This window comes from Pseudomonas turukhanskensis (genome assembly GCF_027922365.1).
Classification (GTDB): domain Bacteria; phylum Pseudomonadota; class Gammaproteobacteria; order Pseudomonadales; family Pseudomonadaceae; genus Aquipseudomonas; species Aquipseudomonas turukhanskensis.
On record NZ_BSFN01000001.1, the window covers coordinates 619308 to 645059 of the forward strand.

At 62.5% G+C, this 25752-nt stretch carries 24 protein-coding genes; 9 read left to right on the forward strand and 15 right to left on the reverse strand.

The window, feature by feature from the left end:
- The first annotated feature begins 191 nt into the window (after window positions 1-191).
- The 6 genes from PKE98_RS02740 to PKE98_RS02765 are packed head-to-tail and all read left to right on the forward strand — an operon-like array spanning window position 192 to window position 5957.
- A complete protein-coding gene (locus tag PKE98_RS02740; protein ID WP_271193733.1) occupies window positions 192-803 on the forward strand; it encodes a CDP-alcohol phosphatidyltransferase family protein in 612 nt (203 codons plus the stop codon).
- A gap of 27 nt (window positions 804-830) precedes the next feature.
- Entirely contained in the window at window positions 831-2600 is a 1770-nt protein-coding gene (locus PKE98_RS02745; protein ID WP_271193734.1) for a bifunctional alpha/beta hydrolase/class I SAM-dependent methyltransferase, read from the forward strand.
- Window positions 2597-3943 (forward strand): phosphatase PAP2/dual specificity phosphatase family protein, encoded by a 1347-nt coding sequence (locus tag PKE98_RS02750; RefSeq protein WP_271193735.1) that lies wholly within the window; start codon window positions 2597-2599, stop codon window positions 3941-3943. Before PKE98_RS02745 ends, PKE98_RS02750 begins: the two co-directional genes overlap by 4 nt.
- Entirely contained in the window at window positions 3940-4374 is a 435-nt protein-coding gene (locus PKE98_RS02755) for a hypothetical protein (RefSeq protein WP_271193736.1), read from the forward strand. Before PKE98_RS02750 ends, PKE98_RS02755 begins: the two co-directional genes overlap by 4 nt.
- Window positions 4375-4384: 10 nt before the next feature.
- Window positions 4385-5029, forward strand: a complete 645-nt coding sequence (locus PKE98_RS02760) for a lysophospholipid acyltransferase family protein (protein ID WP_271193737.1) — start codon at window positions 4385-4387, stop codon at window positions 5027-5029.
- Window position 5030: 1 nt separating this feature from the next.
- Complete coding sequence (locus PKE98_RS02765; protein ID WP_271193738.1) at window positions 5031-5957, forward strand: phosphatidate cytidylyltransferase; 927 nt, start codon at window positions 5031-5033, stop codon at window positions 5955-5957.
- Window positions 5958-6096: 139 nt separating this feature from the next.
- Here the strand turns inward: PKE98_RS02765 and PKE98_RS02770 are convergent, their stop codons facing one another.
- From PKE98_RS02770 to PKE98_RS02820, 11 genes are all read right to left on the reverse strand, one after another.
- Entirely contained in the window at window positions 6097-7038 is a 942-nt protein-coding gene (locus PKE98_RS02770; protein WP_271193739.1) for a carbohydrate kinase family protein, read from the reverse strand.
- Between the two features lie 24 nt (window positions 7039-7062).
- The gene (xylB, locus tag PKE98_RS02775) at window positions 7063-8538 is read right to left on the reverse strand and encodes a xylulokinase (RefSeq protein ID WP_271193740.1); all 1476 of its coding nucleotides are present in this window, start codon (window positions 8536-8538) and stop codon (window positions 7063-7065) included.
- Window positions 8539-8547: 9 nt separating this feature from the next.
- Entirely contained in the window at window positions 8548-10053 is a 1506-nt protein-coding gene (locus PKE98_RS02780) for a mannitol dehydrogenase family protein (RefSeq protein WP_271193741.1), read from the reverse strand.
- Between the two features lie 9 nt (window positions 10054-10062).
- Complete coding sequence (locus PKE98_RS02785) at window positions 10063-11172, reverse strand: ABC transporter ATP-binding protein (protein WP_271193742.1); 1110 nt, start codon at window positions 11170-11172, stop codon at window positions 10063-10065.
- Between the two features lie 27 nt (window positions 11173-11199).
- Window positions 11200-12033 carry a carbohydrate ABC transporter permease gene (locus PKE98_RS02790; protein ID WP_271193743.1) on the reverse strand — a complete coding sequence of 278 codons (834 nt, stop codon included), beginning with the start codon at window positions 12031-12033 and terminating at the stop codon, window positions 11200-11202.
- 13 nt (window positions 12034-12046) lie between these two features.
- Complete coding sequence (locus PKE98_RS02795) at window positions 12047-12979, reverse strand: carbohydrate ABC transporter permease (protein WP_271193744.1); 933 nt, start codon at window positions 12977-12979, stop codon at window positions 12047-12049.
- Window positions 12980-13051: 72 nt separating this feature from the next.
- A complete protein-coding gene (locus PKE98_RS02800) occupies window positions 13052-14362 on the reverse strand; it encodes an ABC transporter substrate-binding protein (protein WP_271193745.1) in 1311 nt (436 codons plus the stop codon).
- Between the two features lie 224 nt (window positions 14363-14586).
- Window positions 14587-15492: an AraC family transcriptional regulator gene (locus PKE98_RS02805; protein ID WP_271193746.1), complete on the reverse strand. Its 906-nt coding sequence runs from the start codon at window positions 15490-15492 to the stop codon at window positions 14587-14589.
- A gap of 78 nt (window positions 15493-15570) precedes the next feature.
- Window positions 15571-16497 (reverse strand): Fic family protein, encoded by a 927-nt coding sequence (locus PKE98_RS02810; protein ID WP_271193747.1) that lies wholly within the window; start codon window positions 16495-16497, stop codon window positions 15571-15573.
- Window positions 16498-16945: 448 nt separating this feature from the next.
- Window positions 16946-18007, reverse strand: a complete 1062-nt coding sequence (locus PKE98_RS02815; RefSeq protein ID WP_271193748.1) for a PA0069 family radical SAM protein — start codon at window positions 18005-18007, stop codon at window positions 16946-16948.
- 84 nt (window positions 18008-18091) lie between these two features.
- Window positions 18092-19087 carry a bile acid:sodium symporter family protein gene (locus PKE98_RS02820; protein ID WP_271193749.1) on the reverse strand — a complete coding sequence of 332 codons (996 nt, stop codon included), beginning with the start codon at window positions 19085-19087 and terminating at the stop codon, window positions 18092-18094.
- 88 nt (window positions 19088-19175) lie between these two features.
- Between PKE98_RS02820 and PKE98_RS02825 the strand changes: the two genes are divergently transcribed.
- Window positions 19176-19979, forward strand: coding sequence for an AraC family transcriptional regulator (locus PKE98_RS02825; RefSeq protein WP_271193750.1), 804 nt, complete (start codon window positions 19176-19178; stop codon window positions 19977-19979).
- Between the two features lie 125 nt (window positions 19980-20104).
- Here PKE98_RS02825 and PKE98_RS02830 read toward each other — a convergent pair whose 3' ends face one another.
- The 3 genes from PKE98_RS02830 to prlC are packed head-to-tail and all read right to left on the reverse strand — an operon-like array spanning window position 20105 to window position 23190.
- Window positions 20105-20872: a DUF1835 domain-containing protein gene (locus PKE98_RS02830; protein WP_271193751.1), complete on the reverse strand. Its 768-nt coding sequence runs from the start codon at window positions 20870-20872 to the stop codon at window positions 20105-20107.
- Window positions 20873-20875: 3 nt separating this feature from the next.
- On the reverse strand, window positions 20876-21142 hold the full coding sequence (locus PKE98_RS02835) for a YheV family putative zinc ribbon protein (protein WP_271193752.1): 267 nt from the start codon (window positions 21140-21142) through the stop codon (window positions 20876-20878).
- Window positions 21142-23190: an oligopeptidase A gene (prlC, locus tag PKE98_RS02840; RefSeq protein WP_271193753.1), complete on the reverse strand. Its 2049-nt coding sequence runs from the start codon at window positions 23188-23190 to the stop codon at window positions 21142-21144. Before prlC ends, PKE98_RS02835 begins: the two co-directional genes overlap by 1 nt.
- 115 nt (window positions 23191-23305) lie before the next feature.
- On the opposite strand from prlC, the gene PKE98_RS02845 reads away from it, so the two are divergent.
- A complete protein-coding gene (locus PKE98_RS02845) occupies window positions 23306-23848 on the forward strand; it encodes a gamma carbonic anhydrase family protein (protein WP_271193754.1) in 543 nt (180 codons plus the stop codon).
- A 108-nt stretch (window positions 23849-23956) separates the two neighbouring features.
- Here the strand turns inward: PKE98_RS02845 and PKE98_RS02850 are convergent, their stop codons facing one another.
- A complete protein-coding gene (locus PKE98_RS02850) occupies window positions 23957-24715 on the reverse strand; it encodes an SDR family NAD(P)-dependent oxidoreductase (RefSeq protein WP_271193755.1) in 759 nt (252 codons plus the stop codon).
- Window positions 24716-24836: 121 nt separating this feature from the next.
- Here PKE98_RS02850 and PKE98_RS02855 point away from each other — a divergent pair, with 121 nt between their 5' ends.
- Entirely contained in the window at window positions 24837-25739 is a 903-nt protein-coding gene (locus PKE98_RS02855; protein WP_271193756.1) for a LysR family transcriptional regulator, read from the forward strand.
- Window positions 25740-25752: the final 13 nt, after the last annotated feature.

A 25752-nucleotide genomic window follows, 5' to 3' on the forward strand; every position in this document is an offset into this window, starting at 1 on the left:
CTGAGCGAGAAACGAGGGAACGGGATGACTATAGCCGGGTCGGTATTGTTCCAGCTTCGCAGTCCAGCAGCCACCTTCGACCCACTGATCGACTTAACCGCACCACCCAGCCGCGCCGTGTGACCAATTTCCGGCAATGGCGTTCTGTTCTGCGTACAGTCCTTCGAGCTTCCTTTCCCTGCGAGCGCCCCATGCCGTCGATCTACGACCTTAAACCCCGCTTTCAGAATCTGCTGCGTCCCGGTGTCACTCGTTTGCATGCGCGCGGCGTCACCGCCAACCAGGTGACGCTGTTTGCTTGCGCCATTTCTATTCTGGTCGGTGTGGTGGTGGCGATATTCGCGGAACACCGCGCGGTGTTTGCGCTCTTACCGCTGTGGATGCTGCTGCGCATGGGCCTGAACGCGGTAGACGGCATGCTGGCGCGCGAGTTTGGTCAGCAATCGCGGTTGGGTGCCTACCTCAACGAAATCACCGATCTGGTTGCCGATGCTGCGCTGTACCTGCCGTTTGCCTGCCTGGCCGGGGTGTCTGGCGCTGCCGTCGGCGCCGTGGTGCTGTTGGCCTGGCTGAGCGAATACGCCGGCGTGCTGGGCCTGATGGTCGGTGCCTCGCGCCGTTACGACGGGCCGATGGGCAAGAGTGACCGCGCCTTTGTCTTCGGCCTGCTGGGCTTTCTGCTGGCCCTCGGTGTGCCGGTCGCACCCTGGCTGACGTCCATCATGGCAGTGCTGGCGGCCTTGCTGGTGTACACCACCTATAACCGCGTCAAGCGCGGGCTGGCTGAGCAACCTGCCAGCTAACCTGGATTTACTACTGGAGTTCTACGGATGGAAACTCAACGCCTGCAACACAACGCCACTTTTCCAACTCATGACGGCGTAGACCTTTTCTACCGCTACTGGCCTGCCGTCGACGCCACCGCCGACGCCCCTCGTAAAGCCATTGTGCTGCTGCACCGTGGCCATGAGCATTCAGCGCGCATGGCGCACCTGGTGGATGAACTCAACCTGCCGGACTTCGCCTTTTTCGCCTGGGACGCCCGTGGTCATGGCCACTCGCCGGGCGAGCGCGGCGACAGCCCGAGCTTTGCCGCCAGCGTGCGAGATGTGGAGGACTTCGTCGCCTTTATCCAGCGCGAGCACGGCATTGCGGTTGAAGACATCGCCGTGGTGGCGCAAAGCGTTGGCGCTGTATTGGCTGCCACCTGGGCCCATGACTATGCACCGCGCATCCGCTGCATGGTGCTGGCTTCTCCGGCTTTTGATATCAACCTTTACGTGCCCCTGGCGCGCCCCGGCCTGACCTTGCTGCGCAAGCTCAAAGGCAACTTCTTCGTCAAAAGCTATGTACGTCCCGGCATGCTCACCCACGACAAGGCGCGCGCCGAGAGCTATGCCAGCGACCCGTTGATCGCCAAGGCGATTTCGGTCAACCAGCTGCTTGGCCTGTATGAGGCCGCCGACCGTGTGGTGGCTGACGCCGAGGCGATTCAGGTGCCGACCCAGCTGCTGATTTCCGGCGCCGATTTCGTGGTCAAGCGCAAACCCCAGGAGCTGTTTTTCCAGCGTCTGGGCACGCTGCAAAAAGAGCGTCATCTGCTTCCCGGCTTCTACCACGACACCCTCGGCGAGGCCGATCGCCACCTGGCCGTGGGCAAGGCGCGCGGCTTTATCGAGCTGCTGTTCAGCCAGCCGCCCTGCCGGCCGGAACTGCTCACGGCCGACCGTATCGGCTTTACCAAGGCCGAAGCCGAAGGCCTGGCCACGCCCCTGCCGCCGCTGTCGCCCGCCGGCCTGTACTGGCGCGCTACCCGTGCCTCGATGGGCCTGGGCGCCAAATTGTCGGCCGGGGTGAAGCTGGGTTTCGACACCGGCTTCGACTCTGGCAGCACCCTGGACTACGTGTACCGCAACACGCCGACCGGCACCGGCTCGCTAGGGCGACTGATCGATACCAACTACCTCAACTCCATCGGCTGGCGCGGCATTCGTCAGCGCAAGCTGCATATCGAGGAGCTGCTGCGCGCCACCTTGCAAACGTTACAGGCGCAGGGCAAGCCGACGCGCATTGTCGATATCGCCGCCGGCCACGGGCGCTATGTGCTCGAAGCGTTGCAAGGTCTTGCCGAGCGTCCGGACTCGATCCTGCTGCGCGACTACAGCGACCTCAACGTCAGCCAGGGCCAGGCGCTAATCAGTGAAAAGGGCCTGGGCGATGTCGCCACCTTCGTCAAAGGCAACGCCTTCGACCCGCAGAGCCTGGCTAGCCTCGATCCTAAGCCGACCCTGGCGATTGTCTCCGGCTTGTATGAGCTGTTCGGCGACAACGATATGGTCAGCGCCTCGCTCGGTGGTCTGGCGCAAGCCGTGGAGCCGGGCGGGTATCTAATCTACACCGGCCAGCCGTGGCACCCACAACTGCAACTGATTGCCCGCGCCCTCACCAGCCACCGTGGTGGTCAGGCTTGGGTGATGCGCCGTCGCACCCAGGCGGAAATGGACCAGTTGGTAGAAGCGGCAGGGTTCCGCAAGGTGACCATGCGCATCGACCAATGGGGCATTTTCAGCGTCAGTCTGGCGCAGCGGATCGAGGCATGAGCGAGGCCGTCACCCTGGCGCCAGTTCATCCGCAATTGAGCGTGCGCCAGCGCTTTCCGCGGGCGCTGGTGTGGCTGCTGGTTCTGGCGCCGCTATTCTTTGCCACCTACAGCTTCGCCAACTGGTTTACCAGCCAGCGCGCGGACGTTGGCACCCTGGTTTTCGCCTGGGAACAACACACGCCATTCTGGGCCTGGACCATCGTGCCCTACTGGTCCATCGACCTGCTCTACGGCCTGTCGTTGCTGCTGTGCAGCAGCCGGCACGAGCTGGATATCCATGCCCGCCGCTTGCTCAGTGCGCAGGTTTTGGCGATCGCCGGGTTTCTGTTGTTCCCGCTCACTTACACCTTCGCCCGCCCGGAAATGACCGGTTTTTTCGCTTGGATGTTCGAGGTGTTGATGGGTTTTGACAAACCCTTCAATCAGGCCCCGTCGCTGCATATCGTGCTGCTGATTGTGCTGTGGGTGCGCTACGCCGCCCATACGCCCAAGGGGTTGTGGCGGTGGTTGCTGCATATCTGGTTCGGGTTGATCGGTCTGTCGGTGCTCACCACCTACCAGCACCACTTCATCGACTTGCCCACCGGCATTCTGGTGGGGTGGTTGTGCATCTGGCTGTGGCCATTGGACCGCCCCAGCCCGCTGACGCAGTTGCGCTGGCAAGCGCAGGCCAAAGGGCGGCGCCTGGCGTTCTACTACGGGCTTGGCGGTCTGGCTCTCGGCGCATTGGGCGTCAGCGTGGGTGGCCTCGGTTGGTGGCTGACCTGGCCGGCCACGGCGCTGGTGTTGGTGGCATTGAATTACCTGCTGGTGGGCGCCGCCGGTTTCCAGAAACACGCTGACGGCGCGCTCAGTTGGGCATCGAATTTTCTGTTCGGGCCGTACCTCGTCGGCGCTTGGGTTAACTCGCGGTTATGGACCGCGCGCCAGCCAGCGCCAGTGCTGGTAATGGATGACGTGTGGCTGGGGAGGATTCCGAACAAAGGCGAGCTGGATGGCACGCCGATTCGGGCAATTGTCGACCTGTGCGCCGAATTGCCTTGCACCCGCGCAGGCCGCGCTTACCAAAGCCTGCCCACCCTCGACCTGTTGCCGCCCAGCCCCGAGCTGCTGCAAGCGGCAGCCGAGGCTATTGAACAAGCCCGTCAGCAGGGGCCGGTGCTGGTGTGCTGCGCCCTCGGTTACTCGCGCAGCGCCGCAGCGGTAGCCGCCTGGTTGCTCAATACAGGCCGTGCAGCCGACCCGCAGGCGGCCGAAGCGATGCTGCGTCAGGTGCGACCCGGCGTGGTACTGCGTGAAGAGCACCGGCGCAACCTGGCCGCCATGGCGGTGGGCACATGAGCGATCTGCGTTTGCTCAGCTGCGCCCGTTTGCTAGAGCAGGGGCAGCGTCTGGATCAGTTATCCACAGGGCTGAGTGTGGTGGCACTGGCCAGCGCCTTGCTGCTGGCGATTCAGTACCAGCTGATGCTGGTCGCTTTATTGCTGGTGCTCGTGCTGCTGGCCGGCGCCCTGGAAAAATACTGGGCCATGCGCGTGGCCTTCGATGCGGCGCTGTTTGCCCGCTTGGCCGAGGCCGATGACCTGACCGCGGCCACCGTGCAACTGGATGACGGCCTGCTTGGGCTGGGCCTGATGCCGGCCGCCAATGTCGGGCGCGACTGGACCCTGCGCTGCAAGGGCGCCCTGGGCCTGCTGCGCAAGCAGGGCCTGGCGCTCGCTGCACAACTGCTGTTGGCGGTGGCCGCTGTAGCGGCTGGCGCGTTTGCCTAGAGGACGGCCTATGTCACGTGTATCGGATTACAGCTGGCGCGGCGCCTTTGTTGCCCGCCTGATCATTGGCTTCGCGGCCGCCGTCACCGGCGCCCGGGCGCTGTGGGTGGGCTGCGCGCCGGACCCGAAACCGCGGGTCTACTTTGCCAATCACAACAGTCATGGCGACTTCGTGTTGCTGTGGTCGTCGCTGCCCAGCCATATGCGCGGCAGCACCCGCCCGGTGGCCGGGGCCGACTACTGGGGCAAGGGTGGGGTGCGTAGCTTTCTGATCAACAAGGTCTTTCGTGGCGTGCTGATCGCCCGTTCGCCCACCGCCGAAGACCCTAACCCCATCGAGCAGATGGGCGCGGTGCTGGAGGGCGGCGAGTCGTTGATTCTGTTTCCCGAGGGCACCCGCAACCTTGAAGACGGCCTGCTGCCCTTCAAGAGCGGCCTGTTTCACCTGGCCACCCGATGCCCGGATGTGGAGCTGGTGCCGGTGTGGATCGACAACCTCAAGCGCGTGATGCCCAAGGGCCGCACGCTGCCGTTGCCCTTGCTGTGCACCCTGACCTTCGGCACGCCCCTGAAGTTGCTGGAGGGCGAAGCCAAGGCGGACTTTCTCTCCCGCAGCCGCGAGGCATTGCTGGCCCTGACGCCTGAGGAGGCCTGAGATGGATCAGCAAACCCTGAATGTATTTATCGCCGTCGGCCTGTTTCTGGCCCTGGCGTCCTTGGTGGGGCAGATCCTGAAATGGAAGAAAGGCGCCACCCCGGTCATCGAAAACCTCAACGCCAGGATTAACGCCTGGTGGGTGATGGTGGCGATTCTTGGCGTCGCGTTCTTTTTCGGCAAAACCGGCGTGCTGGTGCTGTTCTATCTGCTGTCGTTTTTTGCCCTGCGCGAATTCATCACCCTGACGCAGACGCGCATGGGCGACTACCCGGCGCTGGTGGCCGCGTTCTACTGCGTGCTGCCGTTCCAGTACTTCCTGGTCTATATCGAGTGGTACGGGCTGTTCAGCATCTTTATCCCGGTGTACGTGTTCCTGCTGATGCCGTTCCTGGCCTCGATTGGCGGTGACACCACGCGCTTTCTCGAACGCACGGCCAAGGTGCAATGGGGGTTGATGATCTGCGTGTTCAGCATCTCCCATGTACCGGCGCTGCTGACCCTGAATATTGCCGGCTATGAAGGCCGCAATTTGCTGCTGATCGCCTTCCTGGTGCTGGTGGTGCAGTCCTCTGACGTATTGCAGTACATCTGGGGCAAGCTGTTCGGCAAGACCAAAGTGGCGCCCAATCTGTCGCCGTCCAAGACCCTGGAAGGCCTGATTGGCGGCGTGGCCTCGGCCACCCTGCTCGGCGGCGCGCTGTTCTGGATGACCCCCTTCAGCTTTCTGCAGGCCCTGGGCTTTGCCTTTGTCATCTGCCTGATGGGCTTTATTGGCGGGCTGGTGATGTCCGCGATCAAACGCGACCGTGGGGTGAAGGACTGGGGGCATATGATCGAAGGGCATGGCGGCATGCTCGACCGGTTGGACTCGGTGTGTTTTGCCGCGCCGGTGTTCTTCCATCTGGTGCGGTTCAATTTCACCTGATTGGCAGCGGGTTTGTCGCCGCAACGGCGGATATCGGCTGTGCCGATATTCGCCCTACGCCGTGCACCTCTCGCTTTAGGATCACCGCGCCTGGGTCCCCGCCTGCGCGGGGACGACGGTGATTCTTGCCAGCGGCGTTTTAGTGGGTTAGCTCGTGGTGGAAGGGTAGGTCGGGCCCGGTGCGGGAGCAGGTAAGGGCTGCCGCCGCGACTGCGTAGTGGAGCAGGGCTTCGATCTGCTCGCGGTTGAGGCTGGCCACGCCTTCGGGGCTGTCCAGCTCGGCGCGGGTCAGCCAGGCCAGCAGGGCGGCCTGAAAGGTGTCACCGGCACCGACGGTGTCTTTTACCTGCACGCTACGCGCCGGCACGCAAAGGGTTCCATGCTGACGGCTGAATGCGGTTGCGCCCGAGCCACCACGGGTGATCAGCAGCAGTTGGCAGCGGCCACTTTCCAGCCAGCGCTGGGCCACGCTTTCCGGGGTCTCATCGGGATAAAGCAGGTCGAGGTCTTCATCGCTCACCTTGATCAGGTCGGCCAACTGCGCCAAGGCTTCCACCCGCGCTCGCCATAGCTCGACATCGGGCTGCGGGTTAAGGCGCACATTGGGGTCCAGGCTGATCAGGCGTTTGCCTGCCTCGCGGCGTACCAGTTCCAGCAGGGTGTCGCCAATGGGCTGCACCACCAGCGAGAACGAACCGACGTGCAGCCCGCGTATATCGGCGCCCAGCGCCGGCAGGTGTTCAGCGCGCAGCGCGCGGTCGGCGCAGCCTTCGCCACGGAAGGAGTAACGCGGATGGCCGTTGGCATCCAGCGCCACCATGGCCATGGTCGATGGCGCATCGAACGCCACCAGAAACTGCTCACTTACGCCTTCCTCGACCAGCACCCGCCGCAGGCGCTCACCGAGGAAGTCTGTGGACAGCCCGCCAAACAACGCTGAGGCCACGCCCAGGCGGCGCAGGCCCACCGCCACATTGAAGGGCGAGCCGCCGGCAATAGCCTTGTACTCAAGCTCGCTGGTGCGCCCGCCCGCTGCCTGGGTAAAAAAATCGAACAACGCTTCGCCGCAAACCAGATACATGTCGAACTCCAAACGGGGAAAGGGTTATTGCAGCTGCATGACCTGCTGCCGGTAACGCTGGTAGACCGCCTCATAGGCAGAACTGTTCGCGGCATCGGGCTCGGTGCGGGTACGCCCATCCAGGCTGACGCAACGCTGGCAGAGCTGTTCCAGGCTGTCTTCACCGGCACTCCAGGCCGCCTGAATCGCACCGCCCAGCGCCGCCGCCTCGGTGTGCTGTGGGCACACCAGCGGGGTGGCCATGATATCGGCGACGATCTGTCGCCACACCGAGCTTTTCGCGGCACCGCCGATCAGGCGGATTTCGCGGCTTTGTATGCCGCTGTCACGCAGCAGGTCGAGGCCGTAGCGCAAGCCGAAGCACACGCCCTCCAGCACCGCACGGCACAGGTTGGCGCGGGTCAGGTTATCGGTGGTCAGGCCCGACAGGCTGGCGCTGGCATGGGGCAACGCCGGCACCCGCTCGCCATTGAGGAACGGCAGCATCAGCACGCCCTCGGCACCAATCGGCGCTTGCGTTACCAGCGTGCCGAAACTGGCCAGGTCCAGCTCCAGCAAGTGCTGAATGGCGCCGGTGGCGTTGGTCAGGTTCATGGTGCAAATCAGCGGCAGCCAGCCGCCGGACGAGGAACAGAACGTGGCCACGGCAGCATGGGGGCTGACCTGCGCCTGGTCGGCAAACGCATACAAGGTGCCGGAGGTGCCCAGGCTCATGGTGATGGCGCCCGGGCTGATATTGCCGGTGCCGATGGCGCCCATCATGTTGTCGCCGCCGCCACTGGACACCTGCGCTTGCGGGTTCAGACCCAGGCGCTGCGCCACCTCCGGCCGCAAGGTGCCCACGTTTTGGTTGGCCTCGATCAGGGTCGGCAGCGCCTCATTGAGACGCCCGCTCGGGTCGATATGCCGTAATAGGTCATGGTCCCACTCGCGCGTGCGCACATTGAAGTACCCCGTGCCCGATGCGTCGCCGTACTCGCTGCAGTAGCGCCCGGTGAGCCAGAAATTCAGGTAGTCGTGTGGCAGCAGAATATGGGCGATGCGCGCGTAGATAGCCGGGTGCTGTTCTTTGGTCCACAGCAATTTGGATACCGTATAGCCCGGTGCAATGGCAACGCCCAGACGCGCCAGCGAGCCTTGTTCGCCGCCCAGGTAATCGAGCAGGCGCTCGTTCTCGGCCGCCGATTCGGTGTCGCACCAGAGCTTGGCCGGGCGCAGCACCTGGCCTTGGGCATCGAGCAGGACCAGACCGTGTTGTTGGCCGGAGACGCCAATACCGGCAATGGCCTGGCCGCTGATGCCCGCGTCGTCCAGCGCCTGGCGGGTGGCCTGCTCGAACGCGCTTAGCCAATCGGCCGGTTGTTGTTCGCGGTGGCCATTGGGCCCGCTGATCAGCCGATGGGGCGCGCCACCGGCGCCCAGCACCTGGCCGCTGGCTGCGTCGAGCACCAGGGCCTTGGTGCCCTGGGTGCCGCAGTCGATCCCGAGGTACAGCGCCATGGCCAACCCTCAGCGGTGGTGTTGCAGTGGGTCGGGGCGCGCGCCATCGAGCAACTGCTGCAAGGTGCCGCTGACGCCGAGGGTGCGCAGGTTGTGCAATTGGCGCTCAAAGGCCGCGACAAAGGCCGTGGAGGCTGGAATGGCGGGGCCAAACACCAGCTCGGCGCCCAGCAGCCGCGCCGTCAGGCTGGCCTTGTCGGCCACCAGCCCCTGCGCCCATTCCGCACGCGGGTCGGGAATGCGGTAGGCGGTGCCTTGTTCGTCCACGCCGTCCAGGTACAGCGCCCAGGCCGCCACCACCAGCGCCGCGCGATCCAGTTCGGCACCATCGGTGATCAAGCGGTTGAGCGTCGGTACTATGAATTTGGGAAACTTCGAAGTTCCGTCCGAACACACCCGCTCCAACTGATCGGCGATGGCCTGGTTGGAGAAACGCTCGATCAGGGTGTCTTTGTACTCGGTCAGCTCGATGCCCGGTACAGGCGCCAATTGCGGGGTCACGTCCAGGTCCATAAAGCGGCGCACGTAACGGCGGAACAGCTCGTCGTTCATGGTCTCATGCACGAACCGGTAGCCCTTGAGAAAGCCCAGGTAAGTCAGGGCCAGATGGCTGCCGTTGAGCAGCTTGATCTTCATTTCTTCGTAGGGCGACACGTCGTCGGTGAATTGCACGCCGACCTCTTCCCAGGCCGGCCGACCGTTGACGAATTTGTCCTCCAGCACCCATTGCAGAAACGGCTCACACACCACCGGCCAGGCGTCGTCGATGCCGTGCTCGCGCGCCAGTTGCTGGCGGTGGGCGTCGCTGGTCATGGGCGTGATACGGTCGACCATGGCATTGGGGAAGCTCACATGGGCTTCAATCCACTGCGCCAGGTCGGCATCGGCCAGGCGTGCATAACTGAGCAACGCCTTGCGGGTGACCGCGCCGTTGTGCGGCAGGTTATCGCAAGACATCAAGGTAAACGCCGCCGTGCCAGCGGCGCGGCGTTTGGCCAGGGCGGCACAGAGAAAGCCGAATACCGTTTTCGGCGAATCAGGGTTGGCCAGGTCGTGCTGGATGGCCGGCAAGTCGGCAAGAAATTCGCCGCTGGCGTCATCGATGCAGTAGCCGCCTTCGGTGATGGTCAGCGACACGATGCGGATGGCCGGCTCGGCGAGTTTGTCGATCAGCGCCTGGGCCGAGTCTTCGGCCAGCAGCATGGCGCCAATCACGCCGACCACGCGCACTTCCAGGTTCGGCGAATCGCCCAGTTCCACTTGGGTATAGAGGTAGTCCTGGCTCGCCAGCGCATCGCGCATGGCGCGGTCTTCGCTGCGCAGGCCCACACCGCAGATGCCCCAGTCCAGGTTCTTGCCCTGGTTCTGCAACGCCTCGGTGTAGATGGCCTGGTGGGCGCGGTGAAAGCCGCCGACGCCGATATGGGCAATACCTTGCGCGCGCGCGCCGAGGTCATAGGCGGGCAGCGCGATGTAGGGAACCAGACGGGACAGGTTGGAGCGGTTGAGCTTCATAGAAAATCCTTACGCGGCCTGCTCGGCAGCGCTGCGTTTATCAATGGCAACGCCTGCGGCATCGAAGAGGTGGCAATGGGCGGTGTCGAAGGCCAGCTCCAGCGGCTGGCCATAGGCGGGGCCGAAGTCGCCGCGCACGCGAATGGTCAGTTGCTCGCCGTTGGCCGTGCGCACATGGCAATAGGTGTCGCTGCCCAGGCGTTCGCTCACATCGGCCACCACCTGCAATTGGCCTTCGCCTGCCGGCACAATATTGAAATGCTCCGGGCGCACACCGAGGGTGACGCTCGCGCCGGCCTTCTGGCCGCAGGCCTGCCGGGGTAGCGTTAGCTTGGCGCCGGCCTCAAGCTGCACTTCACAGCTACTGCCATCGACCGCGCCTACGGTGCCGCGCAAAAAGCCCATCTTCGGGGTGCCGAGAAAACCGGCGACAAACAGGTTGGCCGGGTGGTTGTACAAGTCCAGCGGCGAGCCGACCTGCTCCACGCGCCCGCCATTGAGCACCACCACCTTGTCAGCCAGGGTCATGGCTTCCACCTGGTCGTGGGTCACGTAGATCATGGTGGCCTTCAACTCTTTGTGCAGGCGCGCCAGTTCCAGCCGGGTTTGCACGCGCAGGGCAGCGTCGAGGTTGGACAGCGGCTCGTCGAAGAGAAAGATTTTCGGGTTACGCACAATCGCCCGGCCAATCGCCACGCGCTGGCGCTGGCCGCCGGATAGTTGCTTGGGCTTGCGCTCCAATAGGCGCTCAAGCTCGAGAATGCGCGCGGCGTTATCGACCTTGGCCTTGACCGTTGCCTTGTCCACGCGCGCCAGGTCCAGGGCAAACGACAGGTTTTTGCGCACGGTCATGTGCGGGTACAGGGCGTAGGTCTGGAACACCATGGCCAGGTCGCGCTTGGCCGGGGCGAGGTCGGTGATGTCCTTGCCGTCCAGCGAGATGGTGCCGCTGGTGACTTCTTCCAGGCCTGCGATCAGGCGCAGCAAGGTAGATTTGCCGCACCCCGACGGGCCGACGAACACCACGAATTCACGGTCGCGCACATCCAGGTCAATGCCCTGGATGATGGCGTGGCCATCGAAGCCTTTCTGCAAATTGCGAATGCTGAGATCAGCCATAAAAGCTCTCCTTGGAAACCAGGCCGGTCATTTCACGGCACCAAAAGACAGGCCACGCACCAGCTGTTTCTGGCTGATCCAGCCGAAAATCAGAATGGGGGCGCAGGCGAGGGTGGAGACGGCGGACAACTTGGCCCAGAACAGCCCTTCGGGGCTGGAGTAAGAGGCCACCAGCGCCGTGAGCGGGGCGGCGGCCGAGGAGGTCAGGTTGAGTGACCAGAACGCCTCGTTCCAGCACAGGATCAGCGACAGCAACATGGTCGAGGCCAGGCCACCACGGGCAATCGGCAGCAGCACGCGGCCGATTTCCTGAAAGGTGGTGGCGCCATCCAGGCGTGCGGCTTCGAGGATATCCACCGGAATGTCCTTGAAGTACGTGTAGACCATCCACACCACGATCGGCAGGTTGATCAGGGTGTAGATCACGATCAGCGCGATGCGCGAATCGAGCAGGCCCATGCTTTTGCACAGCAGGTAAATAGGCATCAGCACGCCCACCGGCGGCAGCATTTTGGTCGACAGCATCCACAGCAGCGTGCGCTTGGTGTGGCGGCTTTCGTGGAAGGCCATGGAGTAGGCCGCAGGCACGGCGATGAGCATGCTCAGCACAGTGGCGGAGAAGGAAATCAGCACCGAGTTCCAGGCAAAGCTGAAGTAGTCACTGCGCTCGTTGATGTGCAGGTAGTTCTCCAGCGTCGGCGCAAAGAACAGCTGCGGTGGCGTGGCGATTGCGTCCATCTCGGTCTTGAAGCTGGTGAGGATCATCCAGAAGATCGGGAAGAAAATCAGCAGCGCCACGGCCCAGGACAAAGTGCCAACCACCACGCTCTGCAGGCGCCGGGATTGCTTCAAGGTCAGCATCGTCAGGCTCCTTTTATTGTTGGTCGGTGAGGTTTTTGCCGATCATCCGCACCAGGATGATGGCGGCGATATTGGCGATCAGCACCGCGATCAAGCCGCCGGCCGAGGCCATGCCGACGTCAAATTGCAGCAGCGCCTGGTTGTAGATCAGGTAGGCGAGGTTCGTGGACTCATAGCCGGGGCCACCGCTGGTGGTGGTAAAGATTTCGGCGAACACCGACAGCAGAAAGATGGTCTCGATCATCACCACCACGGCAATCGGCCGGGCCAGGTGCGGCAGGGTCAGGTGCCAGAAAATCGCGATGGGGCCGGCACCGTCCAGGCGCGCGGCTTCCTTCTGGTCCTGGTCCAGCGACTGCATGGCGGTCATCAGAATCAGGATGGCGAACGGTAGCCACTGCCACGACACGATAAAGATGATCGACATAAGCGGGTGGTGGGCCAGCCAGTCCACCGGCTGGGCGCCAAAGAAGCGCCAGATGGCGGCGAGAATCCCCGACACCGGGTGGAAAATCAGGTTCTTCCACAGCAGCGCGCTGACCGTGGGCATGATGAAAAACGGCGAGATCAGCAGCACCCGCACAATGCCGCGGCCCCAGAATTCGCAGGCCTCCAGCAAGGCGCTGATCAGCACGCCGAAGATCACGCTGATGGCCAGCACACTGCCCACCAGGGTCAGGGTATGCAGTGCGCCGGGCATAAAGCCTGGGTCGGTGACGAAGAATTCAAAGTTCTCAAGGCCGACGAATTCGTTCTCGCCGGGCGACAGCAGGTTGTAGCGGATCAGCGAGAAATACACGGTCATGCCCAGCGGCACGATCATCCACAACAGCAGCAGGGCGACCGAAGGGCTGACCAGAAACCAGCCGGGTTTCAGCGTGCGGGGTTTTGCTCGGGGGGCCGCGGCAGGTGTGCCGGCGACGGTGTCGAGGGCCGAGGAATTCATGGCGACTCCAACGCGTGGGTAGAACGCCGGCAGGTGGGGGAGCACATGCCGGCGGGGCTCTACGGGAGAAATTTACTTGGGATAGCCGCCACGCTTCATTTCACGCACGGTGCTGGCTTGCGCTGCGGTCAGGGCTTGGTCCACGGTCATCTGCCCGGTCAGGGCGGCGGCGAAGAGCTTGCCCACCTGGGTGCCAATGCCCTGAAACTCGGGAATGGTCACCAACTGGATGCCCACATAAGGCACGGGACGCACGCCGGGGTGAGTCGGGTCGGCCGCTTTCAGCGATTCCAGGGTCACCTTGGCGAACGGCGCCGCGCTCATATACGCCTGGTTGTAGGTCGAGGCGCGAGTGCCTGGCGGCACGTTGGCAACGCCGTCTTTCTCGGCGACCAGGGCACCGTACTCTTTCGAGGTGGCCCAGGCGCTGAAGGTTTTCGCGGCGTCCTTGGCTTTGGAGCTGGTGGGGATGGCCAGCGCCCAGGAGTAGAGCCAGGAGGCGCCTTTGTCAGTCACTTGCTTGGGTGCATAGGTAAAGCCAACGCTGTCGGCGACCTTGCTCTGGGATTTGTCGGTGACGAACGAGCCGGCGACGCTGGCATCGACCCACATGCCGCATTTGCCGCTGTTGAACAGCGCCAGGTTTTCGTTGAAACCATTGCTGGAGGCGCCGGGCGGGCCGTATTTATTCATGGTGTCGACGTAGAACGTCAGCGCGTTTTTCCACTCGCTGCCGGTGAATTCCGGCTGCCATTTTTCATCGAACCAGCGCGCGCCAAAGGCGTTGCCGACGGTGGTCACCAGCGCCATGTTCTCGCCCCAGCCGGCCTTGCCGCGCAGGCAGATGCCGTACTGGCCCTGCTCGGGTTTGTTGAGTTTGGCGGCGAAACCGGCGATCTGTTCCCAGGTCGGGTGCTCAGGCATTTCCAGGCCGGCGTCTTTGAACAGGTCGGTGCGGTAATAGGTGATCGAGGATTCGGCATAGAAGGGCAGGGCGTACAACGTGCCCTTGGCGGACAGGCCTTCGCGTACCGAGGGGAACACGTCGTCCAGATCGTAGGTGGCCGGCAGGTTGGTCATTGGCTCCAGCCAACCCTTGGCGCCCCACAGCGAGGCTTCGTACATGCCGATAGTCAGCACGTCGAACTGGCCACCCTGGGTGGCGATGTCGGTGGTCAGGCGTTGGCGCAGGACGTTTTCTTCCAGCACCACCCATTTGAGTTTGATATCGGGATGCTGCTCTTCGAAGGTCTTCGAGAGCTTTTGCATGCGGATCATGTCGCTGTTGTTGACCGTGGCGATGGTCAGGGTTTCGGCCGCCAGGGTAGCGGCGGATGAAGACAAGCAGAGAGCGGCAACCAGTGCCTTGAGCGTGTGGTTCATGGTGTTGAACTCCTCTTGGCGGCCGGGTCGGCAGCGCAAGACGTTATTGTTTTTGTTTGACCGGGCTCGATTACACGCTTGCAGGCCACGGTGAACAACGCCTTGCCTGCACCGCAATCAATACTTTTTTGCACTGCGCATGCAGGTGATTTGCCACGCAAAAACGAGCGCAAGCCCTTCAGCCTGGTGGCTCGCGCTGCGCCAAAGGATTGTTCAGGTGTGAATCAGTACTGGTTTTGCTCGGTCATCCGTTGCGTTACCAGGCGGCGGTAACCGGACGGCGTCATACCTTTTAGCTGTTGGAAGCGGCGGTTGAAGTTCGACACGTTGCTAAAGCCCGACTCGAAACAGACATCGGTCACCGGCTTGTCGCTGGTGCTCAGCAATTCGCAAGACTTGCTCACCCTCAGGCGATTGACGAACTCGACAAAACCGCGACCGGTGGCCTGTTTGAAAAAGCGGGAAAAATAAGTGGGGGTCATGCCCAGGTGTTCGGCCACCTGCTCCTGCGTCAGGTCTTGAACGTAATGCTGAAAAATGTAATCCACCGCGCGGTTGATGCGCTCCACATTGCTCTCATCGGCCAGCTGGGCCGCGCGCACGCCGGAAAGCAACTGGTAATCCTCGGTGGCGGCCAGCAGCTCCATCAGGATCAGGAAATGGCCCAGACGGGCGATGCCTGTGGAGTCGGCGATGCGTTGCATCAGCGTGCGCGCCTCGCTGATCAGCCGCGGACAGCGGAACTCGATGCCGTACTGCGCGCGCGCCAACAACGGCGCCAGGCCCTGCAATTCGGAGAAGACCGCGCTGCCGCTGTCGAGCACTTCGTCAGTGAAATTCACCAGCATGTCGCGCTGGGGGTACACCTCATCGGCGGCCACCTGGCTGATCCAGTTGTGCGGCAGGTTGGGGCCGGTGAGAAACAGCGTGTCGGGGGCGAAGTTGCCGATGTAGTCGCCGATAAACACCTTGCCGGAACTGGCCACGATCAGGTGCAGCTCGTATTCCTTGTGGAAATGCCAGCGCACCAGGGGGCTGGGGAAACCATGCTGGCGATAGATCAGTGAATGGCCTTCGTGGTCATCCATCAACTCGTAGGACGGGTCGGTAATTCGCGATGTTCGGGCCATGCTGCGCTACCAGATCAGGTGAGGCGGAGCGGCTAACCATAACGCCGGGGTGTGGGTCGTGCCCAGCGACTCGAATACTTACCCGGAAAAACGTCGGTGCAGGTCAGGGAAGATTATTTGGGCAAACCATACGGGAAGGCCCGGGTAAATCTGCCTCGACTTCGCTGAAGGGGCCTCCACCACTCCCAACGTCACAAGCTTCTTGAGTTGCTCACCGGCCGTTTTGTCGATAAGCCCGGTGTACACCTTGAAGTCGGCGCGAGTGACTTCGCCCTGGGTCAGCAAAATATGCAGCGCCCTTGCCATCTCCGGCTTGATACCCGCTTGAACAAATGTCGGCTCCAAGCCGACAACGCGCTCCAGGCGAGTCCGCAGCGCACCTAGGCCCATCTGCTTTTCGACGTAGGCCATCTGATCGATACAGATCTGCAGCATAAATTCGACAAACTCGATAAGCGCCGATTGGGAGAGCAGCCCTCGTCCATCAAGATCGCCCCGCCGGGGTTGGTCAGCGGCGCGCAGCCGTGCGTAGTATTCGGCCTGATGGCGCGCCAGCCCACGCGACAGCGACCAGAGCGGGGTGACCAGCCCAAGCTTGTGCAGTTGCAGGTGCGTCACCATGCGCACCAATCGGCCATTCCCGTCGGCGAACGGATGCACAAACGCCAGGCGATGGTGGTAAGCCAAGCTGCCCAGCAGTTTCAGGCGTGGATCTGCCAAGCGGCCATAAACATCCTGTAGCCGACGAAGCATCGGCATTACCGAGTCCCAGGCGGGCGCGGCATGGTTGCCGACAAAAACGTTGCGCTGCGCCTCATCGCGCAGTTGTCCGGGAATCAATCGCGAACCGTCGGCCAGTGTCAGGTCTTGCTCATTGCCCGCTTCAAATAACCGTCGGTGTACGCGGCCAAGCAACGCGGGGTCGAAAAAGTCCCGCCACTCCAGTGCAGCACCGGCTTGCCGGGAGAGGCGCTCCAGCGCCTCTTGAGCGCCGATATGGCTCATGGCCAATTCGTTCAGCTCTTTAACGTCGCGTCGAGGCGCCCGCGGTGAAAGTTGTGCAGGTTCGGTGTACTGGCCTTCGATCAGGTTGCTGTAGTAACTGCTGGTAATGCGCATAAGCCCCGCCAGCCGCAGGGAGGTTTGCTTGGGCAGCAATCCGCTTAGCCGACCTGCTTGAATAGGCAGATGCTCGGCCGCATCCAACATACGTTGGGGGAAGTTTGGTGAGGGCATAACCGGGTTAAGCCATTCAATCCCGGAGATAAATTCCTGCGGCATCATCGGTCTCTATTTTTTGGCCTTTATCGGATATATATTCGGATATTTTTTCAAAAAATATTTTATCCGTTTGTCAGGATTTTAGCGGCTTGTGCAGCGTAGCACAGCGATTTTTAAGAGACTAATTTCGGATTTTTTTTCGGATCTTTTAGCTGGTTTACCGCTGAAAGTCTTAAAGCAAATTCATCTGCGCCCCCGGCGGGCAAAACTGGCTGCAATCCAGCTCGAAATCGCCACGCCGGTTCAGGTCCAGGCGTTTGATCGCCAGCTTGAACCGCTGGTTGAGCAGCTCGGCAAAAATGCCTTCGCCTTTCATGCGCACGCCGAAGCGGCTGTCGTAGTTCTTGCCGCCGCGTGACTGGCGAATCAGGCTCATCACGTGAGCGGCGCGGTCGGGGAAATGGCTGGTCAGCCACTCCTCGAACAGCTCGGCGATTTCCAGTGGCAGGCGCAACAGGATATAGCCCACCGAGCGCGCGCCGGCGTCTTTGGCGGCGGCGAGAATCTGCTCCAGCTCCATGTCGTTGATCATCGGAATTACCGGCGCCACCAAGGCGCTCACCGGCACCCCGGCCTCGTGCAGTTCCTTCATCGCCCGCAACCGCGCCTTGGGTGAGGCGGCGCGCGGTTCCATGATGCGTTTTAGCTCGTCGTCCAGGGTGGTCATGCTGAAGGCCACGCTCACCAGGTTGCGGCTGGCCAGCTCACTGAGCAGATCGAGGTCGCGCAGAATCAGCGAGCTCTTGGTGATGATGTGCACCGGGTGGCGGTAGCGCAGCAAAATTTCCAGGCTGCGCCGGGTCAGTTGCTGCTCACGCTCGATGGGCTGGTAGGCATCGGTGTTGATGCCCAGGGCAATCGGCGCCGGCACATAGCCGGGTTTTTGCAGTTGTTCTTCCAGGCGGCTGGCCAGGTTGGTCTTGGCGATCAGCTTGGTTTCGAAATCAATACCCGGGGACAAATCCCAGTACGCGTGGCTGGGGCGAGCGAAGCAGTAGATGCAGCCGTGCTCGCAACCGCGGTAGGGGTTTACCGAGCGGTCGAAGCCAACATCCGGCGAGTTGTTGCGGGTGATCACGCTCTTGGCGAACTCTTCGCGCACCTCGGTGCTGAAGGTCAGCGGGGTTTCTTCCTGATACCAGCCGTCGTCTTCGCGCTCCGAGCGGGTGGCGGCGAAACGGTTGTGCGGGTTGCTGGCCGTACCACGGCCGCGGGGCGGAAGAAACTGCGACATGGCGCACCTGCAAACAAATAACTGGATATATATACAGTAAGTTGTTTGTGTGAGGCACGCCAGTCGCGGCTATGAATTTTCCGCTCAGCGGCGCTCGGCAGCGCCTACTTCTTCGGTTTCAGTGCGCTCGGAAAAACGCTGGGCCAGCACCGCACAGACCATCAGTTGAATCTGGTGAAACAGCATCAGCGGCAGAATCAACAGGCCGATGGAGCCGCCGGCAAATAGCACCTGCGCCATGGGCACGCCGGTGGCCAGGCTCTTTTTCGAGCCGCAGAACAAAATGGTGATGCGGTCTTCCATGTTGAAGCCCAGCCATTTGCCCAGCAAATGCACGATGGTCAGCGCCAGGGCCAGCAACACGCAGCACGCCAGCACCAGGCCCAGCAGCTTGGGCAACGGCACCTGGTGCCACAGCCCTTCGATGACCGCTTCGCTAAAGGCGGTGTAGACCACCAGCAGAATCGAGCCCTGATCGACATAGCGCAGCCAGTTTTTATTGGCGGCCACCCAGGTGCCAATCCAGCGCCGCGCGATTTGCCCGGCAATAAACGGCAGCAGCAATTGCACGCTTATTTTCACGATGGCATCGACCGTGGAGCCGCCTTCGCCGTGCACATTGAGCAGCAGCGCCACCAACAGCGGCGTCAGAAAAATCCCAAACAGGCTGGAGGCCGCTGCGCTGCAAATGGCGGCCGGAATATTGCCGCGTGCCAGCGAGGTAAAGGCAATCGCCGACTGCACCGTAGCCGGCAAGGCACAGAGGTAGAGCATGCCCATATACAGCTCTTTACCGACCACCGGCGAGAGCAGCGGCTTGAGTGCCAGGCCCAGCAGCGGAAAGAGAATAAAGGTGCAGCTGAACACCAAGAGGTGCAGGCGCCAGTGCCCGGCCCCGGCAATGATCGCCTCCCGCGAAAGCTTGGCGCCGTGCAGGAAAAACAGCAGGGCGATGGCGATATTGGTGATCCAGCCAAAGGCCACCGCGGCCGTGCCGCTGCACGGCAACAGGCTGGCGGTGGCGACGACGGCGATCAGGGTGAGGGTGAAGTTGTCGGGAAGGAGCTTCGAGCGGGCCATGGGTGAGGTACCGGGTAGCAGGTTGCCAAGAGTAGGCCGGGACTTTACCGTGGCACGTACTTACCGACTAACGCCAGAAAGTCAGAATATGCCGGCAAACGGACAGATTTCTTCCCCGCCCCTTGGTAAGCGCCGCGTTCCCGACATGCAGACCTTGCCGCGCCCTGTATTTGCGCGGGCCGAGTCCCTGCCGATGCAAGTGGGCACGCCGCGCCACAGTCACCCGTGGGTGCAGCTTTCCTACGCTATTCAGGGCGTGCTGCATGTGCACACCGATGCCGGCAGCTTTGTCGCGCCGCCACAGCGGGCCATCTGGATTCCGGCCGGGTTGGAGCATGAAGTGATCAGCTCGCCGCACACCGAGTTGCGCGGCCTGTATCTGGATTGCGCCGCGACCGACTGGGCACCGGGGCATTGCCGGGTGCTCAACGTGAGCCCGCTGACGCGCGAATTGATCAGCCGTTTTTCGGCGTTGCCGGTGGAGTACGACGAAGCCGGTGCAGACGGGCGCCTGGTGCAGGTGATGCTGGACCAACTGCGCAGTGCCGAGGAAGTGCACCTGTCGCTGCCACTGCCCACCGATCCGCGTTTGCAGCAGCTGTGCCGCCGGCTGCAAGCGCACCCCGAAGACGGTCGCAGCCTGAGCGAGTGGAGCGGGCAGTTGGGGGCGTCGGAGAAAACCCTGAGCCGGTTGTTTTTGCGTGATACCGGGCTGACGTTTCGTGCCTGGCGCCAGCGTTTGCGGCTGCTGGGGGCGTTATCGCCGCTGGAGCAGGGCGCGCGGGTGACCGATGTGGCGTTGGGTTGTGGCTATGACTCGACGTCGGCGTTTATTGCAGCGTTTCGCCAGCAGTTCGAGTGCACACCGGGGGAGTTTTTTCGGCGGGTTTAGATCGATCAGCCTGGCCCTGACACCGTCATCCCAGCGAAGGCTGGGATCCAGAATGTCGTGCCTTGTGCAGATGTATGTCTCTCCCAGAATTCTGGGTCCCAGCCTGCGCTGGGACGACGGTGGGTTCAGGATTGTTTGCGCACATCAAGCTCGGAATAGGTATGCACGTCGGCATCCGCCGAGAGCTCCAGTCTTCCCGCCTTCGCCAATTCCCTTGCCCGCCAGAACAGAAAAAAGTCCGTCGCGAAAAACCCATCGCTACGCCCCATCACCTCGGCCATCGCCCGCGCCAGTGGTTGCCATTGGTCGCTGCAGGCGGCGAGCAGAGCGCTGTCTATCACGCGGTAGTCTTCGCCATGAAAGGCGTCGTTGACCCAGCGCCTCACCACCGCGTTTTGTGCTACCGCCTGTTTCCATTGCGCGGCCAGGCGCTGGCGCCGGGCGGGGCTTACCAGCCTGGGTTCGTACAATTTCAGCAGTTCATCCGGCGCATGCATGGCCACTGCGCGGCGCCACGCTACGCGGCTGTCGCCGGTGCCGCAGGGCACTTCGAAAAACGGCAGGTGACTGTGTTGCAGCGCGGCGGCGACGCGGCACAGCATCAGCTGTTCGGAGCAGCTGTCGCCGTGCCACAGCGTGACCGGTTCGGTGTGCGTGGCCAGGCTTTGCAGCCAGGTCACGTCATCGCCAAGGGTAGAAAAATCGGGAGCCGGTTGGACGGCCGTTGGCCAAACCGCCTGCCAGAACGCCGCGCGCGCGGTGCAGGGTGGTCTATCGACATCCACCAGCGGCCCCACGGCCAGGTCATCGCGTAGCACCTGCAACGACAGCTCCTCACCCACCACCTGGGTGACGCCTTCAACCGCATTGTCGCCGCACACCACGTGCCACATAGGTTATTCCGCTGGCTTTTTAAGTTTCGGATTAGGGAAGAACTGCACGCCCTGAACCTTGGGGTCCGCCGGTTTTACCGCGATCTTGTTGACCCGCGTGCCCAACTCTCTGGGCACCGACTGGCCTTGTTCATTCAAGGTATCAGCGTAGCCGCAGGCCACGCATTCGCGGTGCGGCGTGCCGTCCACGTCCCACATCTGGATCTTGTCGCTCTCGCTGCAGGCCGGGCAAACGGCCCCGGCGATAAAGCGTTTTTTGCCGATTGCCATTACGCCGCCTCCGCACTCAGGCCGAGGTGACGCAGCAGTGCATCGATGCTTGGCTCACGGCCGCGGAAGTCGACGAACAGCACCATCGGCGCCTGCGAGCCGCCCCGGGCCAGAATGGCTTCGCGGAATGCGCGGCCGGTTTCGGCATTGAGCACGCCGTCTTCCTCGAACTTGGAGAAGGCATCGGCCGAGAGCACCTCGGCCCACTTGTAGCTGTAGTAACCGGCCGCGTAACCGCCGGCAAAGATATGCGCAAAGCTGTTGGGGAAGCGGTTGTACGCCGGTGGGCGCATGACCGACACCTCGGCGCGTATGCCTTCGAGCACGTCAAGCACCGAACGGCCGTCGCCATGGGTGGCGTGCAGTTCGAAGTCGAACAGGGAGAATTCGACTTGCCGCGCCATCATCAGGCCGGACTGGAAGTTTTTCGCCGCGAGCATTTTTTCCAGCAGGTCTTGCGGCAGCGCTTCGCCGGTTTTGTAGTGCCCGGAAATCAGTGCCAGGCCCTCGGGCTCCCAGCACCAGTTCTCCATAAATTGGCTTGGCAGCTCGACCGCATCCCAGGCCACGCCGTTGATGCCCGACGCGCCGGCGTGCTCGACGCGGGTCAGCAGGTGGTGCAGGCCATGGCCAAATTCGTGGAACAGGGTGGTGACTTCGTCGTGGGTCAGCAGCGCTGGCTGGTCGCCCACGGCCGGAGTGAAGTTGCACACCAGGTTGGCGACCGGGCTGACCACCTTGCCAGCGGCGGTACGGCGTTTGTCACGCGCGCCGTCCATCCAGGCACCGCCGCGCTTGTTGGCGCGGGCATAGAGGTCGAAAAAGAAGCGGCCCACGTGCTGGCCGTTTTCCTTGATCTCGAACAGGCGTACATCCGGGTGCCAGGTGTCGAAGCCTTTGAGTTCGGCGATTTCGATGCCGTAGAGCTTCTGCACGATGTCGAACAGGCCGCTCAGTACTTTGTCGATGGGGAAGTAGGCGCGCAGGGTTTCCTGGGAAATGCTGTAGCGCTGCTCACGCAGTTTTTCGCTGTAGTAGCCCACGTCCCAGCTTTGCAGGTCGTTGCAACCCTGCTCGGCGGCGTAGGCCTTGAGTTCGGCCAGGTCCTGCGCGGCAAACGGCTTGCTGCGCTGGGCCAGGTCGCGCAGGAAGCTCAGCACCTGCTCGTTGTTCTCGGCCATCTTGGTGGCCAGGCTCAGTTCCGAGTAGTTGGCAAAGCCCAGCAGCTTGGCCAGCTCCTGGCGCAGGTCGAGGATTTCGGCCATGACCGGGCCGTTGTCGTTCTTGCCGGCATTCGGGCCCTGGTCCGAGGCGCGGGTGCAGTACGCGGCGTACAGCTCTTCACGCAGGGCGCGATCGTTGGCGTAGGTCATTACCGCGTAGTAGCTGGGGAATTCCAGGCTGATCAACCAGCCGTCCAGTTCCTTGGCCTGCGCGGCCTGGGCCATTTGCGCCTTGGCCGAATCCGGCAAACCGTCCAGGGCGTCTTCGTCGAGGATGTGTTTGCTCCAGGCCTGGGTGGCGTCGAGCAACTGGTTCGAGAAGCGGCTGCCCAGCTCCGAGAGTTTCATCTGGATGGCGCCATAACGCTGCTGCTCGGCCGCCGGCAGGTCGATACCGGAGAGGCGGAAATCACGCAGGGCGTTTTGCAAGATGGTGGTTTGCGCCACGTCAAAGCTGGCCGCCGCCGGGCTGTTGGCCAGGGCTTCATAGGCCTGGAACAACGCGCGATTCTGGCCCAGCTCTGTCCAGTATTCCGACAGCTTGGGCAGGCAGGCCTCGTAGGCCTGACGCAGCTCGGCGTTATTGCACACCGCATTGAGGTGGCTGACCGGGCTCCAGGCGCGCCCCAGGCGTTCGCCCTGTTCGTCCAGCGCCAGCACCAGGCCGTCCCAGGTCGGGGTTTGCGGCTGCTCGGCCAACAGCTTGGCCAGCGCTTCGCGGCCTTCACGCAGCAGCGTGTCGACGGCGGGTTCAACGTGTTCGGGACGAATGGCGGAGTAGGGTGGGAGGTCGAAGGCTTGCAGTAGAGGGTTGTTCTCGCTCACGACGGTCACCTGTCTGGCTGGGAAATTCGGGCTGAAGCTTATTGGATGCGCTTCAGCAGATATGGCGCCATCTTAATTACAATCAACCCTTAACGCAGCTTTCGAGGTTTCTATCGTGGCAATTCGTAAATACCAAGGCACCACACCGACGCTCGGCAACAAGGTGTTTGTCGACGCCACCGCCGTGGTCATCGGCGATGTGGTGCTGGGCGATGACAGCTCGGTATGGCCGCTGACGGTGATCCGTGGCGATATGCACCGCATCCGTATCGGCGAGCGCACCAGCGTGCAGGACGGCAGCGTGCTCCATATCACCCACACCGGGCCGTTTAACCCCGATGGTTTTCCGTTGCTGATTGGCGATGACGTGACCATCGGCCACAAGGTGATGCTGCATGGCTGCACCGTGGGCAACCGTATCCTTATCGGCATGGGCTCGACGGTGATGGACGGCGCGGTGATCGAGGATGAGGTGATCATCGGCGCCGGCAGCCTGGTGCCGCCGGGGCGGGTGCTGGAAAGCGGCTTTTTGTATGTGGGCAGCCCGGCCAAACAGGCACGCCCGCTAACCGAGAAGGAGCGGGCGTTTTTTACCTATAGCGCGGCAAACTACGTGCGTTTGAAAGATCAGCACCTGGCCGAAGGATACGATTCGTAGGGCGAATATCCCGTTGGGATATCCGCCGCTAATACCACGGACTTACAACGTAGATCGCAATGGCCGATACCCGCGAGCGGGTATTCGCCCTACGCCCAGATGCGCTGGTTACAGAAACATCCCGCCCGAAGCCTCAATACGCTGGGCATTGATCCAGCGGCTGCCTTCGCTGAACAGCAGGGCAATCGCCGCGCCGATATCGTCCGGCAACCCCACGCGGCCCAACGCGGTGTTGCTGGCCACCATGGTATTGAGCGCCGCGTTGTCACGTACCGCACCGCCGCCAAAATCGGTTTCGATGGCGCCCGGAGCAATGGTGTTTACGCTGATGCCACGCGCTCCCAGTTCCTTGGCCTGGTAGCGGGTAAGCACTTCAATTCCGCCTTTCATCACCGCGTACGCCGCATAACCCGGCAGCGCAAAGCGTGCCAGACCGGACGAGACGTTGAGAATGCGCCCGCCATCGGCCAGCAACGGCAGCAGCCGTTGCGTCAGGAAAAATGGGCCTTTGAGGTGAACGTTCACCAACTGGTCGAACTGCGCTTCGCTGGTTTCGGCAAAACTGGCATGAATGCCCATGCCGGCGTTGTTAAGCAGAAAATCGAAGGTGTCGCGCTCGAAATGGCTGGTCAGCGCATTTTTCACGTTTTCGGCAAAGGTACCGAAGCTGGCGCTGTCGGCCACATCCAGTTGCAGCATTACGGCGCGGCCGCCGGCTTCTTCGATCTGGCTTACCAGTGCCTGCGCTTCGTCGCGACGGCTGTGGTAGGTGCCGATGATGTCGACGCCCTGGGCCGCCAGGTGCAGCGCTGCGTTTTTGCCAAGGCCGCGGCTGGCGCCGGTGATCAGTGCAATTTTACGAGTCATGGTATGCATCTCCAGAAGGGGCTAGCGGTGAGGTCGAGGCCACTGTAGGGTTTGGGCATAAGTCGATAAAGACGAAGAATCTGCATAAACCATGCGGATAAACCGAACAGTGGGTGCGGCCATGAACAAGCTCGACCTGTACAAAACCTTTGCCCGCGTCACCGAGCTGGCGAGTTTTACCCAGGCCAGTGAGAGCCTGGGCTTACCCAAATCCACTGTGTCCGAGCATGTGCGCTTGCTCGAAGACCTGCTCGGCGCACGCCTGCTGCAACGCACCACGCGCAAGGTGCAAGCGACCCAGGACGGGCTGGTGCTGTACGAGCGCTGCAAAGACATGCTCGACCAGGTGGACGAATTGGAAAGCCTGTTTCGCCAAGACCAGAGCGTGCTGCGCGGACGCTTGCGTATCGACCTGCCAACCGTGACCGCGCGCGAATACGTGCTGCCGCACCTGCCGCAATTCAGCGACCTGCACCCGCAAATCGAACTAGAGATCAGCGCCACCGACCGCCGTGTCGACCTGGTGCGCGAAGGCTTTGACTGTGTGATGCGCGTTGGCGAATTACCGGACGCCAGCCTGGTGGCCAGGCCGCTCGGAGCGCTGCGTCAGGCCAACTACGCCAGCCCCGCTTACCTTGAACGCTATGGCACGCCGCGCACGCTGGATGACCTGGCCCACCACCGGCTGGTGCATTACGTCACCACATTCGGCTCACGCTCGGTGGGCTTTGAGTATCAGCAAAACGGCAAGCGCCACTGCCTGCCCATGGCCGGTACGGTGACGGTGAACAATACCGACTGCTACAACGCCGCCTGCCTGGCCGGCTTCGGCATCGTTCAGGCGCCGGTCGCCGGCAAGCGCGAAAGCCTGGCACGCGGCGAGTTGGTGGAAGTGTTGCCCGAGTGGGTGCCGGCGCCGATGAACGTCACCCTGCTGTACGCCCACCGACGCAATCTGCCGCAGCGGGTGAAGGTGTTTATGGAGTGGTTGGCGGTGACGATGCAGCCGCATTTGAACGCGTGAACCTACTCCGTCG

Coding starts and splice junctions, on each gene's coding strand:
- PKE98_RS02740 (WP_271193733.1), top strand. CDS start 192: ATGCCGTCGATCTACGACCTTAAACCCCGCTTTCAGAATCTGCTGCGT.
- PKE98_RS02745 (WP_271193734.1), top strand. CDS start 831: ATGGAAACTCAACGCCTGCAACACAACGCCACTTTTCCAACTCATGAC.
- PKE98_RS02750 (WP_271193735.1), top strand. CDS start 2,597: ATGAGCGAGGCCGTCACCCTGGCGCCAGTTCATCCGCAATTGAGCGTG.
- PKE98_RS02755 (WP_271193736.1), top strand. CDS start 3,940: ATGAGCGATCTGCGTTTGCTCAGCTGCGCCCGTTTGCTAGAGCAGGGG.
- PKE98_RS02760 (WP_271193737.1), top strand. CDS start 4,385: ATGTCACGTGTATCGGATTACAGCTGGCGCGGCGCCTTTGTTGCCCGC.
- PKE98_RS02765 (WP_271193738.1), top strand. CDS start 5,031: ATGGATCAGCAAACCCTGAATGTATTTATCGCCGTCGGCCTGTTTCTG.
- PKE98_RS02770 (WP_271193739.1), bottom strand. CDS start 7,038: ATGTATCTGGTTTGCGGCGAAGCGTTGTTCGATTTTTTTACCCAGGCA.
- xylB (WP_271193740.1), bottom strand. CDS start 8,538: ATGGCGCTGTACCTCGGGATCGACTGCGGCACCCAGGGCACCAAGGCC.
- PKE98_RS02780 (WP_271193741.1), bottom strand. CDS start 10,053: ATGAAGCTCAACCGCTCCAACCTGTCCCGTCTGGTTCCCTACATCGCG.
- PKE98_RS02785 (WP_271193742.1), bottom strand. CDS start 11,172: ATGGCTGATCTCAGCATTCGCAATTTGCAGAAAGGCTTCGATGGCCAC.
- PKE98_RS02790 (WP_271193743.1), bottom strand. CDS start 12,033: ATGCTGACCTTGAAGCAATCCCGGCGCCTGCAGAGCGTGGTGGTTGGC.
- PKE98_RS02795 (WP_271193744.1), bottom strand. CDS start 12,979: ATGAATTCCTCGGCCCTCGACACCGTCGCCGGCACACCTGCCGCGGCC.
- PKE98_RS02800 (WP_271193745.1), bottom strand. CDS start 14,362: ATGAACCACACGCTCAAGGCACTGGTTGCCGCTCTCTGCTTGTCTTCA.
- PKE98_RS02805 (WP_271193746.1), bottom strand. CDS start 15,492: ATGGCCCGAACATCGCGAATTACCGACCCGTCCTACGAGTTGATGGAT.
- PKE98_RS02810 (WP_271193747.1), bottom strand. CDS start 16,497: ATGAGCCATATCGGCGCTCAAGAGGCGCTGGAGCGCCTCTCCCGGCAA.
- PKE98_RS02815 (WP_271193748.1), bottom strand. CDS start 18,007: ATGTCGCAGTTTCTTCCGCCCCGCGGCCGTGGTACGGCCAGCAACCCG.
- PKE98_RS02820 (WP_271193749.1), bottom strand. CDS start 19,087: ATGGCCCGCTCGAAGCTCCTTCCCGACAACTTCACCCTCACCCTGATC.
- PKE98_RS02825 (WP_271193750.1), top strand. CDS start 19,176: ATGCCGGCAAACGGACAGATTTCTTCCCCGCCCCTTGGTAAGCGCCGC.
- PKE98_RS02830 (WP_271193751.1), bottom strand. CDS start 20,872: ATGTGGCACGTGGTGTGCGGCGACAATGCGGTTGAAGGCGTCACCCAG.
- PKE98_RS02835 (WP_271193752.1), bottom strand. CDS start 21,142: ATGGCAATCGGCAAAAAACGCTTTATCGCCGGGGCCGTTTGCCCGGCC.
- PKE98_RS02850 (WP_271193755.1), bottom strand. CDS start 24,715: ATGACTCGTAAAATTGCACTGATCACCGGCGCCAGCCGCGGCCTTGGC.
- PKE98_RS02855 (WP_271193756.1), top strand. CDS start 24,837: ATGAACAAGCTCGACCTGTACAAAACCTTTGCCCGCGTCACCGAGCTG.